Raw genomic sequence first — 15,994 nt, 5'->3', positions numbered from 1 at the left:
CTGCTTGTTTGTGCCGCGGCTGGCATGCTGAGCGCTTGCAGCACGCCTTGCGACGCGCCCGGGCAATTGTGCGCGCCTATTGAATCAAACACAAGTGCGCTGCCGCCGCCCAAGCCAGTGCCGCCGCCACCGCGACCACGTCCGCCAGCACCCGAAGCGGTGACGTTTGCCGTGGCGGTGCCGAATATTACCTCGTATGACGAAGGCGGCACGCCCAATGTGGCGCCTATCGGCAATAAACCGGCCACCGGCACGCCGCCAGACATGCCCGCCGCCACGGCGCCAGCGCCGTCCGATGGCCAGCTGCATCACATCGGCCTGCTGCTGCCACTACGCTCTGAAACCCTGGGCCCGGCCGCCGAACTGCTGCGCGCCGGCTTCATGGCTGCCTATGAGCGCGACCGCAGCGGTTTTGAAGTGAGCGTGATCGATACCGGTGACGCCACCAGCGACGTGCTGAATACCTTTGCCAAGGCACAGCAGGAACAGGATATTGTGGTCGGTCCGCTGTCGCGCTCGGCCGTGACAGCGGTGGTCAATAGCGACCTGGTCACCAAACCGACGATCGCCCTGAATCACCCGGACAACCGCGATGAAGCGCGCCTGCCCGCCAAACTGCTGGTCATCGGCCTGTCGATAGAAGCGGAAGCACGCCAGGTGGCTGCCTGGGCGGCCAGCGAGCAGCCGGGCGCCAGCGCACTGATCCTGTCGGCCGGCGCGCCGTCGCAACGCCGCATCAGCACTGCCTTCAAGCAGGAATGGCTGCGCCAGGGCGGCAAGGTCGACGTGGTCGAACTATCGGCCGTGAATGGCTACCTGAGCGACGCCGAGATGGTGCAGCTGCGCGCGCGCCTGGCCGCCACGCCACCGGGCTTGCTGTTTGCCGCGCTGGACGCCGACCAGGCGCGCCAGCTGCGCGTGGCCATCGGCAGCGACTTGCCTTTATATGGTACGTCGTCAATGAATCCCGGCACCGGGCGCGGCGCCAGCGGCCCCGAGCTCGACGGCGCGCGCCTGCTGGACTTGCCATGGCAGGTGCAGCGCGATCATCCGCAAGTGATGGTGTATCCACAAGCGCCACAGCCAAGCGACCGCCGCCTGACGGCCGACATGGAACGCTTGTATGCGCTGGGCATCGACGCCTTCCGCGTGGCGCGTGAAGTGGCGCTGCGGCCGGGTGCACCCTTCACCCTCGATGGCGTGACGGGCCGCTTGTCGGTACGCTCCGACGCCGGCCAGCTGCGCTTTGAGCGCACGGAACAGGCGGCCAGCTACCAGAACGGCGCCGTGGCCGTGTGGCCGCCAGCCAACACGCCACCGGCACAGTAAGCCAGCCGCCATGCCTGTCCAGAATACGCAAATACTGGGGCGGCAGGCGGAAGACGATGCGCTGGCGTATTTGCTGCTGCAGGGCCTGGTGCTGCTGCAGCGCCACTTTCTGTGCAAGGGCGGCGAACTCGATCTGATCATGCGCGACGGCAAAGTGATCGTCTTTGTCGAAGTGCGCCGGCGTAGCAGCACGGCCTTCGGTGGCGCCCTGGCCAGCATCACGCAAGCCAAGCAGCGGCGCATGGTGAGGGCGGCCCAGACCTATCTGCTGGGGCAAAAAAGCTTGCCGCCCTGCCGCTTCGACGCGGTGACCATCGATGGCGCTCAAATCAGCTGGCTGAAAAACATTTTGGATATGTAAGCATTTTTTACAGTGCTTGTTCGCCATACCGCGCGCCTGCACTATAATCGGCAGACTATGAATAATCAACGCATCCTCTCGCACTTCCACGAAAGTGCCGAACTCAAGATCCAGGCCGCTACGGTACTGGCACAACCGATTGCAGAAGCGATCGAGCTGATGTTTTCCGCATTGTCGAATGGCAACAAGATTCTCGCCTGCGGCAATGGTGGTTCTGCGGCCGACTGCCAGCACTTTGCTGCTGAGCTGGTAGGCCGTTTCGAGCGCGAACGTTTTCCGCTGCCGGCGCTGGCGCTGACCACGGACACGTCCATCATGACGGCCGTTGCCAACGATTACAGCTACCGCGAGATTTTCTCCAAGCAGGTGCAGGCATTCGGCCAGGCTGGCGATATCCTGCTGGCCATCTCGACGTCGGGCAATTCGGGCAATGTGATGGCGGCGGTAGAAGCAGCGCTAGAGCGCGAAATGCGCGTGGTGGCACTGACCGGCAAGGACGGCGGCGCCATCGGCAAGATGCTGACCGACGCCGACGTGCATATCTGCGTGCCTGCCTCGCGCACGGCGCGTATCCAGGAAGTACATTTGACAACCATACACTGTATTTGCGACGGTATCGACGTTGCTTTATTCGGAGGAGATGTGAATGACTAAATTCGGTACTGGCCCAGGCTGGAAACGCGTACAACGCCCACTGGCGACCGCTTTGTTGTGCAGCGTCATGATGACCTCACTCACCGGCTGCATCGAACTGATGGTCGGCGGCGCAGTGATGGGCGGAGTCGCTGCGGCAGACCGCCGCACCCTGGGCGCCCAGACCGAAGACAAGTCGATCGCATTGAAAGGTGAATCGCGCATACCGGCCATCGTTGGCGATATCGGCCATGTGAACGTCACCAGCTTCAACCGCCGCGTCCTGCTGACGGGCGAAGTGCGCGATGAAGCGATGAAACGTGCCGTCGAGAACGAGGTACGCGGCATCGAAGGCGTGCAATCGGTGGACAATGAACTGATCATTGCCGGCCCCGCCAGCTACACCTCGCGCTCCAACGATGCCCTGATCACCACCAAGGTCAAGGCTAGCCTGGTGGACATGAAAACCATTTCTGCCGCCTCGTTCAAGGTCGTGACCGAAAACGCCACCGTCTTCCTGATGGGCCGCGTGACCCAGCGCGAAGGCACCGTCGCTTCCGACGTGGCGCGCGGCGTGGGCGGCGTGCAAAAAGTGGTCAAGATTTTCGACTACATCACGGAAGCCGAGCTGAAACAATTGCAGCCAGATCCGCCGCAAAAAAGCACGAGCAGCAATACAGCCAGCCAATAACTGAATCGCGGCGATACGGCTATAATGGCCGCATCGTCCCGCATTTTGTGTAAAAATCATGCCAACATCGACTCCTGCTGCCAAGTCCTGGCTCAAGCCAGCCCTCATCGCCGTGCTCGTGGCTGGCGTGGCGGCCGCAGCGTATGCGTCGGTCAGCAAAAAACAAAGCGCACCGGATGTGAGCTTCCACACCATCAGCGGCGAAACGATTACATCAAACAGCCTGCGCGGCAAGGTGGTGATGGTCAATTTCTGGGCCACCTCGTGTACCACTTGCGTGGCAGAAATGCCCGAAATGGTCGACACCTACAATAAGTACAAGGGACAGGGCCTGGAATTCGTGGCCGTGGCCATGCAGTACGACCCCGCCAACTATGTCCTCAATTTCGCCGAAACGCGCCAGCTGCCCTTCAAGGTGGCGCTGGACGCCTCGGGCGACGCGGCCAAGGCGTATGGCGACGTGGCCCTCACGCCGACCACTTTCGTGCTCGACAAGCAGGGCAAGATCCTCAAGCGCTACGTGGGCAAGCCGGAATTTGCCGAACTGCACAAATTGCTGGAAACGGCGCTGGCAGGCTGAAGCACAGTAAAACACTGCAGAAAACTTTGTTGCTAAGCATTGCAAAATTGTTATAACCTGCCTCTGCGTGATTTCCGCTCATCTTGTGAAGGCCAGCCGTGTCCTCCGACGCCCAAACGTTAGACCCGCAACAACTCAAAACCTGGCTACTCGCCGCCGGCAACAAGGACGCTTCCGCGTTCCGTCTGCTATATCAATCCACATCATCGAAACTGTTTGGCTTCGCGCTGCGTATATTACATAAGCAAGAGCTTGCTGAAGAAGCCTTGCAAGAGGGTTTCGTCGCCATCTGGAACAACGCCGCCTCCTACCAGAGCCATCTGGCGGCGCCGATGACCTGGATGGCCACCATCGTGCGCAACAAGGCGTTCGATGTGTTGCGGCGCAGCGACGACACAGTGGAAATCGATGCCGAACAGTTTGATAGCGAAGTCATGAATGCACTACGAGATCCCCAGGCCACGCCGATAGAGTCGCTGCAAATGAGCGGCGATGCCAAGGCGCTGGCGTTTTGCATGTCGGCCCTGGAAGGGCTGCACCGGCAGGTGGTCGCGCTGGCGTATTACCATGACCTGTCGCATAGCGAAGTGGCGCAGCAGATGTCGCTGCCGATCGGCACCGTGAAGACGTGGATACGGCGCAGCCTTGAGCGGCTGCGCACGTGCCTGGCGAAACGGGAGGCCTCATGAATATCCGCGGCAACGATACGCTGCGCCAGAAACTGGCTTCCGAATACGTGCTGGGCACCCTGAAGGGCGGCGCGCGGCGCCGTTTCGAAGGCTGGCTGCACAATGACGCCGACTTGCGCAATATCACGGCCGAATGGCGCCAGCGCCTGGAGCCGATGGCGGAATTCGCCACGCCGGTGGCGCCGCCAAAACGGGTCTGGAAACAGATCGAACAACGCTTGCACCTGGCGCCGCAAGGCGCTTGGGCACTGTGGCGCGATTCGCTGTCGTTCTGGCGCTCGCTCGGCATGGCGTCCAGCGCCATCGCGGCCCTGCTGGTGATCGTGGTGGCCACCCGCGTGCTGGAGGCGCCGCAAATCAACTATGTGGCCAGCCTGACCGATGAAAAAGCGCAAACCGCCCTGTTATTGACGGCCGACAGCCGCCACGGTGCGCTGGAAGTGCGCATGGTGGGCAACGCGCCCGTGCCTAGCGACAAGGACCTGGAACTGTGGGCCGTGCCGAAGAGCGGCAATCCGCGCTCCTTGGGCTTGCTGGCCGACAAGGGCAGCGTGAAGCTGGCCCTGAACCAGCGCGCCATCGGCAACGACGTCGCCCTGCTGGCGGTTACCCTGGAACCAAAAGGCGGCTCGCCGAATCCGGATGGACCGACGGGGCCGATTCTTTACAAGGGTAACTGGGTAAAAATCTAAGCTTACTTCGGATACAGAATCATCTGCGTGCAGCGGAACAGGGCAATCGTCTTGCCCGTTTCCTTGCTTTTCACCACGGCGTCCCACACCTGGGTGTTGCGGCCTTTGTGCTCGACCTTGGCGGTGCAGATGATGGTGCCATCGCGGGCGGTGCCCAGGTGGTTCGATTTCAACTCGATGGTGGTGAAGTTGCTGGCGCCTTCGGGCAGGTTGGCGATGCAGCCATAACCGGACGCCGTGTCGGCCAGGGTTACCACGCTGCCGGCGTGCAGATAGCCATTGGGCGCCAGCAAATGTGGCAAGACGGGTAATTCCGCCGTCAGCTGGCCATCGCCCACCGAGGTGATGACAATGCCCAAGTGGCCGGGCAGGCGGCCGATGCCGCGTTCATTGAGTACTTCCAGGGTGATGTCGGGATTGCTCATGGTCTCTTATCCTTGTTATCGTCAGTGGTATGCGGACAGCCAGGCTGTCCGAGAACACTACGATGATAGCAATTTTTCCCGCAAGGCTCAGAAGGGCGCTTATTTCCTGCTGCGCCGCCGCTTCCACCAGATCATGCTGCCCGTCAGCAAGAATGCCAGCGGCATCAGGCCGAACAGCATGATGATGCTGCGTCCCACCACACCAAAAGCCTGGCCCGAGTGCAAGGGAAATTGCCAGCCCAGGAAACGCTGGCCAGCCGACGCCGTCAAGGGGTCATACACGCGCAAGGACTGTGCGCTGCGGGAGTCGAGCGTAATGCGCGTGGCGCCGTCGCCCTGGGCGATTTCATCGGGCTGGCGCATGCGTATGTCGTAGGGCACGTTCGGCTTGGCCGGCAAGGCGATGCGCGACACTTGCCCGTGCGGATACAGCTGCTGCGCCGCCGCCATCGCAGCGGCCACGCTGATCACGGGGCCATGCTGGCTGACATTGCTGAGCTTATCCTTGTCTATCACGCCAGACACCATGCCGACCACGGGCACGACCAATTGCGGCAAGTTGAAATAAATGCCGGAAAAGGCCAGCAGCGCCAGCACCGGTGCGGCAATAAAGCCGGCCGCCTTGTGGAAGGTGTAATTGAAGCGGGGCCAGGAACCGCCGTGCGACACCGTCAAGGCGCGCCGGATGGCTTTCCACTGCAAGCGCGGCCACCACAGCCAGAGGCCGCTCAAGGCCATCAACAGCAAGGCCACGCCGGAAATACCGGTGATGGTCTTGCCCACGTCGCCCGTCAACAGATAGCGGTGCAAATGGAACATGCCGGACATCAAGAGCGGACGCGTCAGGCCGAAACGCCCCCATTCGCGCTCGCCCTTCACTTGCAAGGTGTAGGGGTCGACCATCACCTGGCGCACGATGGCGACCTGGAAGGCGTCGGGCTTGCCCTTCTGGCGATAGCTGGCCAGGTAGACGTCGTGCTCGTCTGACGGTGGATTGATCTGGCTGGGTTTGCCGTAGGCCGGGTCAGCCGTGAGCAGGTCGACCACGCTTTGCACCGTCGCGGGCGTCACCTGGAATACCTGGCCCTGGGCCGGTTTGCTGGCCTGCAGCAAGGTGGGATTGAGCCAGGTATCGAGTTCCGGCATCCAGGCAATCGCCGAGCCGGTCAATCCCAGCAAAACGAACAGGGCGCCGAACCACAGACCGGCATACAGGTGCAGCTTGCCGATCAACAGCTTGCTCAGGCGTTTGGACATGGCGCGATTTCTTGACAGGTAGAAAGGAAATTTTTGGCTGCAGAACCATAGCATGAAAGCGCGCGAATGCGTATCGTTATCAATCAACGACAGCCTGCCCCACGTGAATCGTGCACAAGCGCCCTGGAATAAACTAAAAATACGGGTTTTTGAGCGTTTCTGCACTATCGCCGAGCGGATCGGCATCATGGCGAACGCTGGCGCGGCATACACTTTCTCTTATACTTTATCGAAAGGGAACACCATGAAAAACACCACACTCCTCGCCGCCATCGCTGGCCTCATCCTGCACGCTGGCGTGCACGCCGCGCCCGCCTTCACTGTCAGCAGTGACGATGTGGCCGATGGCAAGATGATGGGCAGCGCGCAAGTCTACGAAGGTTTTGGCTGCTCAGGCGGCAACCTGGCGCCGCAACTGGCGTGGCAGCATGCGCCAGCCGGCACCAGGAGTTTCGCCGTCACCGTGTACGACCCCGATGCACCGACCGGCAGCGGCTGGTGGCACTGGAGCGTGTTCAACTTGCCAGCGAGCACCTCGTCGCTGCCGCATGGCGCGACGGCCGCTACCTTGCCTGCTGGCGCAGTGCAAGGCCGCAACGATTATGGCAACAATGCCTTTGGCGGCGCCTGCCCACCGGCCGGCGACAAGCCGCACCGCTACCAGGTCACGGTGTGGGCCTTGAAAGTGGACAAGTTGCCGCTGGACCAGCAATCCAGCGCCGCCATGCTCGGCTATATGCTGAACGCCAACGCGCTGGGCAAGGCCCGCATCACACCAGTGTATGGCCGATAAGTCCGTCACCGACATGCAGGAAGTCGGTTCGAGCGAGCTGCGCATCGCGCGCGGCACCATCGAGGCGCGCCGCGCGCAAAATTTGCGCCGGGTGCCCGTATTCCAGACCAGCTTATGCCGCATACGGCAGGGCGAAAAGTTGCTGGAATGGGGGGAGCGCCACATGCGCGCCGGTAGCAGCGAGTTGGTATTGATGCCTGCCGGGCAAGAACTGGGCGTGGCCAACTTGCCAGGCAGCCAAGGATATCTGGCGGAAATGGTGAGTTTTTCGCCAGCGCTGATCGCCCGTTTCCGCTCGCGCCATGGCGGCTTGATCGATGGCCAGCTGCGCCAGGCGGCCACGGCCAGCCTGTGCGTGCCGCTCGATAGCCATGCGGCGCTGGCCTGGGATCAACTGATGGCCAGCCTGGCCAATGGCGCGCCGCCCGCCCTGCAAGCGCATCAGGCGGAAGGTTTGTTGCTGGTGCTGGCGTTGAAAGGCCATTGCGGTCCGCTGCTGATGGACCGCCGCGACCCGCTGGCGGCACGGGTGCAGCAAGTGCTGCTGCTCGATCCTGCTGCGGACTGGAGTGTGCCACGGGTGGCGGCCCAGTTAAAGCTGGGCGCGTCGACCCTGCGGCGCCAGCTTGCCCTTGAGAACCGCCATTTCCGCGATATCCTCGACGATGTGCGTCTGGGGATGGCGCTGCAAGAGTTGCAAGCTGGTATCTCTCCGATAGGCGACATCGCCGCCGCCTGCGGTTACGCCTCGGCCTCGCGCTTCGCGGCCCGCTTCCGCCTGCGGTATGGCCTGTCGCCCCGCGAGCTGCGGGCCACAGTCTAAAGCAAGTTGATTGCAACAAGATGACAGAATAGCGGTTTTCTTGCTACTATTCGTTCATGTCTATCCGCCAGCCACACCGCAAACCAGCCAGCCACGCGAAGTCCCGCTTCGCGATTGCGCCATGGCGCGTGTGCCTGGCCATGTTCAGTGCACTGGCGCTGGTGTTCCTGCTGTCGACCGCTGTCACGCATCTGCACAAGAGCGCACTGGCGGCGGAGGATTGCACGCTGTGCGCCGCCGTCATCGACAAGGTCGCCGACCTGACCCTGCCACCGGTCATCCTTGAACCGGTCGCCCAATTATTGCCCTACCGCTTGCTGGCCGTCGTGCCAGTCACGCTGACACCCGCCATTCCCCTGTTGCTGCCGCCCGTGCGCGGCCCGCCGTCGATCTCCTTGTAGTTCCCACGCTGTTTTTTCTTTTTTTTTCAGGCAACGCCAGGCCGCGTCTACGCGCGCCGCAGGCATCGTCTGGCGTTGACTATTTTTGAGGTTTTCCATGCAACACACTCCACGTCTGAGCGCGCTGTCGCTCGCCCTTGCCAGCCTGTTTTCCGTTTCCGCCTATGCCGCCGATGTTGCGCCAGCGCCTGCCGCCGACCTGAGTTCGTCTGCCGATGCCAGCGCCGATGCTGCAGCAGCACAGGATATGCAAACGGTCGAGGTCACTTCAGCCCATTTGAAGAGCGCCCGCATCGAGTTATCGCCGAAGATCGGCACCACTGTCTACAGCATCGATAGCCACATGGTGAATATGCTGGGCCAGGGCGACAACACGCCATTCAATGAAGTACTGCTGCGCCTGCCAGGCGTCTCGCAAGACTCCAAGGGTTCCGGTGCGCTGCATGTGCGCGATGACCATGCAAACGTGCAATACCGCATCAATGGCGTACAGTTGCCAGAAAGCATCTCCGGTTTCGGTCAGTCGATCGATACGCGTCTGGTCGCCAACACGGATTTCGTCACGGGCGCCCTGCCTGCCCAATTCGGCCTGCGCACCGCCGGTATCGTCGACATTGAAACCAAGGAAGGTGGCGTGACGCCAGGCGGCCGCGTTGGCGTCCTGGTCGGCAGCAACAACTATGTCGAGCCGAGTGCTGAATTCTTTGGCAGCGTAGGCAAGTTCAACTATTACCTGTCCGGCAGCTACCTGGGCAACTCGATCGGCGTGGAAAACCCGCAACCGACGCGCAGCCCCTTGCATGACAAGACGCGCCAGAACAAATCGTTCGGCAGCCTGTCGTATTTCCTCGATGACAATACCCGCCTGGGCGCCATGTTCGGCACCTACAACGGCCGCTTCCAGATTCCAAACAATCCGGACCAGGCGCCAGGTTTCTCGCTGGCTGGCCAAAGCGATGCCGCTGCCGGCACATCCACCCTGCCATCGTCGCAGCTCAATGAAAACCAGAGCGAAGTGAACCGCTTCCTGGTGCTGTCGCTGCAAAAGAGCCTGGGCGACCTGAACTACCAGGTGTCGGCTTTCCACCAGTATTCGGAATTGCATTTCACGCCAGACTCGATCGGCGACCTGATTTATAACGGCGTGGCGTCCGACACGCTGCGCTCGAACAGCGCTTCGGGCGCCCAGTTTGACCTCAGCTACAAACTCAATCCTACCCATACGCTGCGCACCGGCCTGGCTTACACGCGCCAAAAAACCATCAGCAACAACACGGTGGGCGTATTCACCACCGGCGACGACGGCTCGCAAAACTCGACCACGCCGACCACCATCGTCGACAACAGCGGCAGGACGGGCACACTGGCCAGTTTCTACCTGCAAGATGAATGGCATATCAGCAAGCCGCTGACCCTGAACTATGGCGCCCGCTTCGATAAAGTGTCGGCCTTCACCAGCGAACAGCAATGGAGCCCACGCGTCAACCTGGCTTACCAGGTGGCGCCTGGCACGGCCCTGCATGCCGGCTACTCGCGCTACTTCACGCCGCCACCGCAAGAACTGGCAGCGCAAAGCAGTATCGACCTGTATGCAAACACCACCAATGCGCCAGCCGTACCAACCTCGGACAACGTCAAGGCCGAACGCACGCATTACTATGATGTCGGCCTCACCCATCAAGTCACGTCCAAGCTGACGGTGACGGCAGACGTGTACTACAAGAAAATCACCAACCTGCTGGACGAAGGCCAGTTTGGCCAGGCGCTGATCTTGTCGCCATTCAACTATGCCGAAGGTTATGCCAAGGGCCTGGAATTGTCGGCGATCTACAGCGAGAAAAACTGGGGCGCCTTCCTGAACGCCAGCACGCAAAAAGCGCAAGGCCGCAACATCATCTCGGGCCAATCGCTGTTCGGTGCAGATGAACTGGCTTACATCAGCAAGAACTACATCTACCTCGACCACGACCAGACCTACACCATGTCGGGCGGCGCGCATTACCACTTTGGCGATTCGCAAGTCAGCACTGACTTCCTGTACGGCAGCGGCTTGCGCGATACACCGGATGGCGCAGCGCCGAACTCCGGCCACTTGCCGCATTACTTCACGGTCAACACGGCACTGACCCACACCTGGAAAAACACCCCAGTGGGCAAGGTCGAAGGCCGCTTGGCCCTGATCAACTTGTTTGATAAATCCTATCTGCTGCGCGACGGTTCCGGCGTAGGCGTGGGGGCGCCGCAATACGGCGCACGCCGCAGCCTGTACGCCGGCTTGTCGACCAGCTTCTGATCCTGAACAGCGACGCCAGGCGGGGCTACAGAGCTCTCGCCTGGTAACTGTGATTGCCGTGATGAAAAGGGACGCCATCTGGCGTCCCTCTTTTATTCCCGTCCAGCCGCCTTACTCGGCGCCAAACACCAGCTGGAACATCTTGAACATCAGCATCAAGGCCGCAATGATCAGATAGCCGCGCAAGGCCGCCATCCACAAGCGGTTCAGCAAGCTGATCTGAGCCGGTTCCAATTGCTCGATCGGCGGCATGCGCCAGCTGTCACGCAAGCTCTTGTCGATGGCAATATGCTGCACATTGGCAACACCACGCAGCTTTTCATACCATTTCACGCCAATCGCCGAAGCCACCGTGAGCAAGCTGCCTGAAGCCAGTATCCAGACGATCTGGGTACCGGAGATGGCCGGGAACAAGACCGATGCGGTCAGGATGATCGACATCATCACCAGTGCCGCGACGATGGCGCCGGCGCCGTAATTGATCAGCCGCGAGTTGACCCATGGGCCGAGGACTTGCTTGTCATTGCAGAGCAGTAACAGGAATACTGTAGCGCCCGGCAACAGGACGCCGGCCAGGGTTTGCACCATATTCGTCAGCAGGCCCAAGGACACGCCCGGCGTCAGTACCAGCGCCGCCGCGATCGCGATCAAACCGCAGTACACGGCATAAAAGCCCTTGGCGTCGCCCGCCTTGCGGTGCAGCGAATGTTTCAACGACAAGATATCACCCAGGGCATAGGCGCTCGACAGCGATACCGCCGAAGCGCCGATGATGCTGGCGTCGATCAAGGCCAGCGCGAACAGGATGCCGGGCAAACGGCCATAATATTTCTCGATGCCGTGGGCCACCGCGCCGGCATCGACAAAGTTGCCAAACTCGGGACGCCCGCCGAAGGTCTGCGCGCAAAACGCCATCATCGCGGCCGCGCCGACGATGACGATCACGATGCCCAGCCACAAGTCGATGCGTTCATACTTGATGAAGCGCGGCGTGATGCGCTTGTCGATGACATAGCTTTGCTGGAAGAACAGTTGCCAGGGCGCCACAGTGGTACCGACAATCGCGATAATCAGTAACATCACTTCGCTTAATTTGCTGCCCGGCGGCAAGCCCGGTATCAGCAAGTCATGCGCCATCTGCCCGACCGGCGGATGGATCATCAGCACCACCGGCACCAGCAGCAGGCTGCCGAACACCAGCAGCATCGCGAAACGCTCGAAGCGTCTGAAATTACCGGTGGTCGCCACGCCCATGATGATGATGGCGGCCGCCACCAGGCCCCACAGTTTCGACACGCCCAGGTAATCGAGGCCGAGACTGATGCCGATGAATTCCGTGACGATGGTCAAGGCATTGAGCACGAACAAGTCGATCACGCTGAACGAACCCCAGAACTTGCCGAAGCGTTCAAAGATCAGACGCGCATGGCCGACGCCAGTGACCGCGCCCAGGCGCAGCACCATTTCCTGGTTGATGTAGAGCACCGGAATGAGCATCAGCAAGGTCCACAGCAAAGTGGTGCCATAGTTTTGGCCAGCCTGGGTATAAGTGCCAAAAGCGCCGGCGTCATTGTCGCCCACCATCACGATCAGGCCGGGGCCGATAATCGCCAGCAGGGTCTTGAATTTGGCCCACCAGGTACGACGCGGCGCATGGTCATGGGCGCTGATCGAACCGAAGGCGCCATGGATATCGCCGACATGGGCCTCATCCAGGACAGCGCCGGCGTGAACAGGCGCAGGGGCAACTTGCTTGAGTAAAGTGTTGGACATGATGCACCTCAGAATTCGGCATGCAGCCGGACAGTGTCGACATTCACCGGACCGCGGTCGGTGTTGTAGCCAGGATTGTTGATATGCTGAAAGCCCAGCATCAGCGAGGTGGCGCCCTTCAGATTCAAGTTGTAATAGACCTCCATGATCTGTTCCGGCTTGTAATTGAGCCGGCCATCACCGATGAAACCACCCAGCCCGCCCAGGGCCAGATAGTCGCGGTGCGCCTGGCTCAGCCCATTTTGTGCATACGCCACGGCAAAGCTGTCCTTGGGCCGATGCCAACTGCTGCCATTGAGCGACACACCGCCGCTGAGCGAACGCTCGATCTCGGTGAAGGAATAGGTTTCGGTCTGTCCATCGTTCCAGCTGGCGCGGGCGAACAGGCCGACATCGGGACGCAGCGCATGTTCCAGGCTGAGGCCATAACCGACCTTGTTTTGCTCCTTGCGCACATCCATCACGGAAGGAATGCCGCCGGTCAGCCTGGCTGCGGCGATGGCATCGTTGAAACTACCCATGATTTCATGGTTGCGGAAAGCCATCAGCCTCAGCTTGCCCGATTGGCTGCCCCAGGCATAGTCACGCTCGATTTCGACTTGGTCGCCATGCAGCCTGCCGTAGCGGGTATCGAGCGGCTGGCCGTTGGCAATCACCGGCACCAGGTAGCGGCCGGCACGGAAAACCCAGTCGCCGTCGTAATACTCGGCGGCGGCGCCCCAGGTGTAGCCGCGCGCATCGGCCGCATAATCGAAGGCGCCGTGGGTCAGTAAGGCCCAGTTCGTAAATTGCGTGCGCGCGTCATGGGCATAGCTATTGTTATCGAAGATATCGATGATGCTCATATTGCCCACAGTAATCACCAGGCGGCGCCGGTCGACCATGCCGGCGAGCTGGTTGGGTCCCGATGCGACCGCATCCTGGCCGCCGCCAAAACCAAAGGTTTGCTTGAGGTACAAGCGCGCCCGATAAAATGTCGGGCTGGGGCCGCTGGTCTTTTGCTGCTCGCTATTGGTCAAGCCACCCAGGCCATGCAGATCGGAAAACGGCACAGCCTGGATCATTTCCGGATTGAAATACAGCTCCGTGCCATGCCACGGCCGGTAGCCGAAATAGGCGGTGGCGGTCAGCGAGTACGATTTTTCACGCCCCGGCATCAGGCTGTTGTCGCCCGAGTACGGCGCAGAAAACGCATCTTTGTGCTGCCACAGATAAGTGGTCTGGAAATTTGCGTTCCAGTTTTCATCGGGCATGGTTTCCTGCGCATGCAGCGACAGTGGCAGATACAGCAGACGCCCCAGCAGGAAAACGATGGCGACCTTCTTTTTGTTTTGAAACATGGCTAACTCCTCTGTGTATAAACATGGAAAGCCAGGCATCGGACCACCGTTCGCGCAGCCCGACAGCGTGCCTGCGGCGCGCGCCGCATCACAGCCGCTCAGCCGGGAAAGCCGGGCGGTATCAGGTCGTGCCGGGGCCTCGGACAAGCACCGAAGACCTGGCAATCAATATGTGTAGTGGGAGTAAGCAGAAGCTACGCGACAGGCTGCGCGCAGAGAGCAATACCACCATCCGCCGACGGCAAGATAGTGGCAAGGCAGTGCTTGCGGAATCTTACCGGGACAGGACCAAATACATTTTTTGGCAACAACTACAATCGGAACTAGCGCCCACGCAAGGACTCCATGAAAGTGAAAACAGGGCGAGTGTAGGCAGCGCCATTTCCTGCGTCAAGCGTAAAAACCCGAAACAAAAGAGATAGCTTCTGCAGCGTTGCGGCGGGTGGACAGCTTAAGAAAGCTTCTGAAAATACGCGGATTCTTTGCTTGACCAGCTTTGTCCAGGCCGCTACCGTGACCGCATGCGGAGCAAACCGGAAGCCCGCTCAAGCCCAGCTGATTGGACTTTTTCCTTTTGACACCAGGTAATCATTGGCCTGGCTGAACGGCTTGCTGCCAAAGAAACCCCGATGTGCCGATAACGGTGACGGATGGGGCGCCGCCAGGATCAGATGCTTGCGGGCATCAATCAAGCTGCGCTTGGCTTGCGCATAACCTCCCCATAGTATGAAGACCAGCTTGTCGCGCTCGTTCGACAAGGTGTGGATCGCGCTATCCGTCAACTTTTCCCAGCCCTTGCCCGCATGCGACGCCGCTTCCCCGGCGCGCACCGTCAGCACGCTGTTGAGCAAAAAAACGCCTTGTTCGGCCCAGTCCGACAAATCCGTGCGGCTGCGCTGCAGGCCCAGATCGCTGTGCAATTCCTTGAAGATATTTTGCAGGCTGGGCTGGGGAGGGTTGCCTTCCGGAATAGAGAAACACAAGCCCATGGCAGCGCCCGGCGTGTGATACGGATCTTGCCCCAGGATCACGATTTTCACCTGCTCGAAAGGCGTCAGGTCAAACGCGCGAAAAATGGCTTTGCCTGGGGGAAAACACGGCCCCGCCGCATATTCCTGCTTCACGAAGGCCGACAGCTTGTCCCAGTAGGGCTGCTCAAATTGCGGCTGCAGCCGCGCTTTCCATGAGGCTTCGATGCGTACGTCCATGGCGTATCCTATCCATCAGATTTTCAAAACTTACTTGTCGTCGTAGTGATAGCGGCATGCAGCCACATAGATACATCCCGCGTCAGGCAGGTAGACCAGGCGGTGCTGGCGGTCGATACGGCGTGACCAGCAACCCGTCAGATCGCCTTTTAATGGTTCCGGCTTGCCCGTACCATTGAATGGATCGGCCAGGCATTCTTCGATCAAGTCGTTGATTCTTTGAAGAATTTTCAGATCCGCGTCTTGCCAGAACAGATAATCTTCCCAGGCATGATCGCTCCAGGCCAGTACGGCGGACCTGGCTTGCTGCTTGTTTTCAGCCTTCTTGTTTTTCATGGCGCAATAATTCCCGTGTCCTGGCCTTGCCCGCCTTGATTTGCGCCACGGATTCCATCAGCCGGCTGGCATTCTTTGCCGAGCCCAGCAGATACATGGTTTCTTCGATGCTGTTGTAATCCGACAAGGACAACATCACCACGTGCTCACCATTGACGCGCGTGATCACCGTCGGCGTGTGGTCGTTGCACACATCGTCCATCACGCTTTTCAGGCCCGCGCGCGCCTCGCTGAACGTCAGGATATTCATGCCGTATTGTCCTTTTCTGTAGCCACAGGCGACAGCCGCCCCCACAATAATTGTACAGGATGTTGTACATCCATTCAATCAGGCAAAAAAAACCGCCCGGCTTGCGGCGGGCGGTTATTT

At 60.4% G+C, this 15,994-nt stretch carries 18 protein-coding genes; 11 read left to right on the top strand and 7 right to left on the bottom strand.

Annotated elements, in window-relative coordinates; translation table 11 throughout:
• Nucleotides 1-24 precede the first annotated feature (24 nt).
• The 7 genes from HDE72_RS20830 to HDE72_RS20800 all read left to right on the top strand — a co-directional run bounded on the left by HDE72_RS20830 (nt 25) and on the right by HDE72_RS20800 (nt 4,975).
• Nucleotides 25-1,329: a penicillin-binding protein activator gene (locus HDE72_RS20830; RefSeq protein ID WP_183744975.1), complete on the top strand. Its 1,305-nt coding sequence runs from the start codon at nt 25-27 to the stop codon at nt 1,327-1,329.
• Between the two features lie 10 nt (nt 1,330-1,339).
• On the top strand, nt 1,340-1,690 hold the full coding sequence (locus HDE72_RS20825; RefSeq protein WP_183744970.1) for a YraN family protein: 351 nt from the start codon (nt 1,340-1,342) through the stop codon (nt 1,688-1,690).
• A 57-nt stretch (nt 1,691-1,747) separates the two neighbouring features.
• The gene (locus HDE72_RS20820) at nt 1,748-2,344 is read left to right on the top strand and encodes a phosphoheptose isomerase (RefSeq protein ID WP_183744967.1); all 597 of its coding nucleotides are present in this window, start codon (nt 1,748-1,750) and stop codon (nt 2,342-2,344) included.
• Nucleotides 2,337-3,014 (top strand): BON domain-containing protein, encoded by a 678-nt coding sequence (locus HDE72_RS20815; RefSeq protein WP_183744964.1) that lies wholly within the window; start codon nt 2,337-2,339, stop codon nt 3,012-3,014. The genes HDE72_RS20820 and HDE72_RS20815 overlap by 8 nt, the downstream gene beginning before the upstream one ends.
• 58 nt (nt 3,015-3,072) lie before the next feature.
• On the top strand, nt 3,073-3,594 hold the full coding sequence (locus tag HDE72_RS20810) for a peroxiredoxin family protein (RefSeq protein WP_183744961.1): 522 nt from the start codon (nt 3,073-3,075) through the stop codon (nt 3,592-3,594).
• A gap of 98 nt (nt 3,595-3,692) precedes the next feature.
• The gene (locus HDE72_RS20805; RefSeq protein ID WP_183744958.1) at nt 3,693-4,283 is read left to right on the top strand and encodes a sigma-70 family RNA polymerase sigma factor; all 591 of its coding nucleotides are present in this window, start codon (nt 3,693-3,695) and stop codon (nt 4,281-4,283) included.
• Complete coding sequence (locus HDE72_RS20800; protein ID WP_183744955.1) at nt 4,280-4,975, top strand: anti-sigma factor; 696 nt, start codon at nt 4,280-4,282, stop codon at nt 4,973-4,975. Before HDE72_RS20805 ends, HDE72_RS20800 begins: the two co-directional genes overlap by 4 nt.
• A 2-nt stretch (nt 4,976-4,977) precedes the next feature.
• On the opposite strand, the gene HDE72_RS20795 is transcribed toward HDE72_RS20800, so the two are convergent.
• Both HDE72_RS20795 and HDE72_RS20790 read right to left on the bottom strand, forming a co-directional pair.
• The gene (locus HDE72_RS20795) at nt 4,978-5,400 is read right to left on the bottom strand and encodes a PaaI family thioesterase (RefSeq protein ID WP_183682349.1); all 423 of its coding nucleotides are present in this window, start codon (nt 5,398-5,400) and stop codon (nt 4,978-4,980) included.
• 99 nt (nt 5,401-5,499) lie between these two features.
• Nucleotides 5,500-6,657, bottom strand: a complete 1,158-nt coding sequence (locus HDE72_RS20790; RefSeq protein WP_183744952.1) for a PepSY-associated TM helix domain-containing protein — start codon at nt 6,655-6,657, stop codon at nt 5,500-5,502.
• A 244-nt stretch (nt 6,658-6,901) separates the two neighbouring features.
• Here HDE72_RS20790 and HDE72_RS20785 point away from each other — a divergent pair, with 244 nt between their 5' ends.
• The 4 genes from HDE72_RS20785 to HDE72_RS20770 all read left to right on the top strand — a co-directional run bounded on the left by HDE72_RS20785 (nt 6,902) and on the right by HDE72_RS20770 (nt 10,967).
• A complete protein-coding gene (locus tag HDE72_RS20785) occupies nt 6,902-7,450 on the top strand; it encodes a YbhB/YbcL family Raf kinase inhibitor-like protein (protein ID WP_183744949.1) in 549 nt (182 codons plus the stop codon).
• Nucleotides 7,440-8,273: a helix-turn-helix transcriptional regulator gene (locus HDE72_RS20780; protein WP_221291341.1), complete on the top strand. Its 834-nt coding sequence runs from the start codon at nt 7,440-7,442 to the stop codon at nt 8,271-8,273. The genes HDE72_RS20785 and HDE72_RS20780 overlap by 11 nt, the downstream gene beginning before the upstream one ends.
• Before the next feature lie 56 nt (nt 8,274-8,329).
• Nucleotides 8,330-8,674, top strand: a complete 345-nt coding sequence (locus HDE72_RS20775; protein ID WP_183744945.1) for a hypothetical protein — start codon at nt 8,330-8,332, stop codon at nt 8,672-8,674.
• A 97-nt stretch (nt 8,675-8,771) separates the two neighbouring features.
• Nucleotides 8,772-10,967: a TonB-dependent receptor gene (locus HDE72_RS20770; protein WP_183744942.1), complete on the top strand. Its 2,196-nt coding sequence runs from the start codon at nt 8,772-8,774 to the stop codon at nt 10,965-10,967.
• Between the two features lie 111 nt (nt 10,968-11,078).
• Here the strand turns inward: HDE72_RS20770 and HDE72_RS20765 are convergent, their stop codons facing one another.
• The 5 genes from HDE72_RS20765 to HDE72_RS20745 all read right to left on the bottom strand — a co-directional run bounded on the left by HDE72_RS20765 (nt 11,079) and on the right by HDE72_RS20745 (nt 15,874).
• Nucleotides 11,079-12,740 (bottom strand): NRAMP family divalent metal transporter, encoded by a 1,662-nt coding sequence (locus tag HDE72_RS20765; protein WP_183744938.1) that lies wholly within the window; start codon nt 12,738-12,740, stop codon nt 11,079-11,081.
• Nucleotides 12,741-12,748: 8 nt separating this feature from the next.
• Nucleotides 12,749-14,080: a carbohydrate porin gene (locus HDE72_RS20760; RefSeq protein WP_183744935.1), complete on the bottom strand. Its 1,332-nt coding sequence runs from the start codon at nt 14,078-14,080 to the stop codon at nt 12,749-12,751.
• 545 nt (nt 14,081-14,625) lie between these two features.
• The gene (gene ung, locus HDE72_RS20755) at nt 14,626-15,288 is read right to left on the bottom strand and encodes a uracil-DNA glycosylase (protein WP_183744932.1); all 663 of its coding nucleotides are present in this window, start codon (nt 15,286-15,288) and stop codon (nt 14,626-14,628) included.
• 30 nt (nt 15,289-15,318) lie between these two features.
• The gene (locus tag HDE72_RS20750) at nt 15,319-15,624 is read right to left on the bottom strand and encodes a Txe/YoeB family addiction module toxin (RefSeq protein WP_183744929.1); all 306 of its coding nucleotides are present in this window, start codon (nt 15,622-15,624) and stop codon (nt 15,319-15,321) included.
• Nucleotides 15,605-15,874: a type II toxin-antitoxin system Phd/YefM family antitoxin gene (locus tag HDE72_RS20745; RefSeq protein ID WP_183744926.1), complete on the bottom strand. Its 270-nt coding sequence runs from the start codon at nt 15,872-15,874 to the stop codon at nt 15,605-15,607. Before HDE72_RS20745 ends, HDE72_RS20750 begins: the two co-directional genes overlap by 20 nt.
• Between the last annotated feature and the right edge of the window lie 120 nt (nt 15,875-15,994).

This window comes from Janthinobacterium saanense (assembly GCF_014200675.1).
Lineage (GTDB): Bacteria > Pseudomonadota > Gammaproteobacteria > Burkholderiales > Burkholderiaceae_D > Janthinobacterium.
Note: the sequence above shows the minus strand (reverse complement) of the source record. Positions and strands in the feature narration are given on the sequence as shown.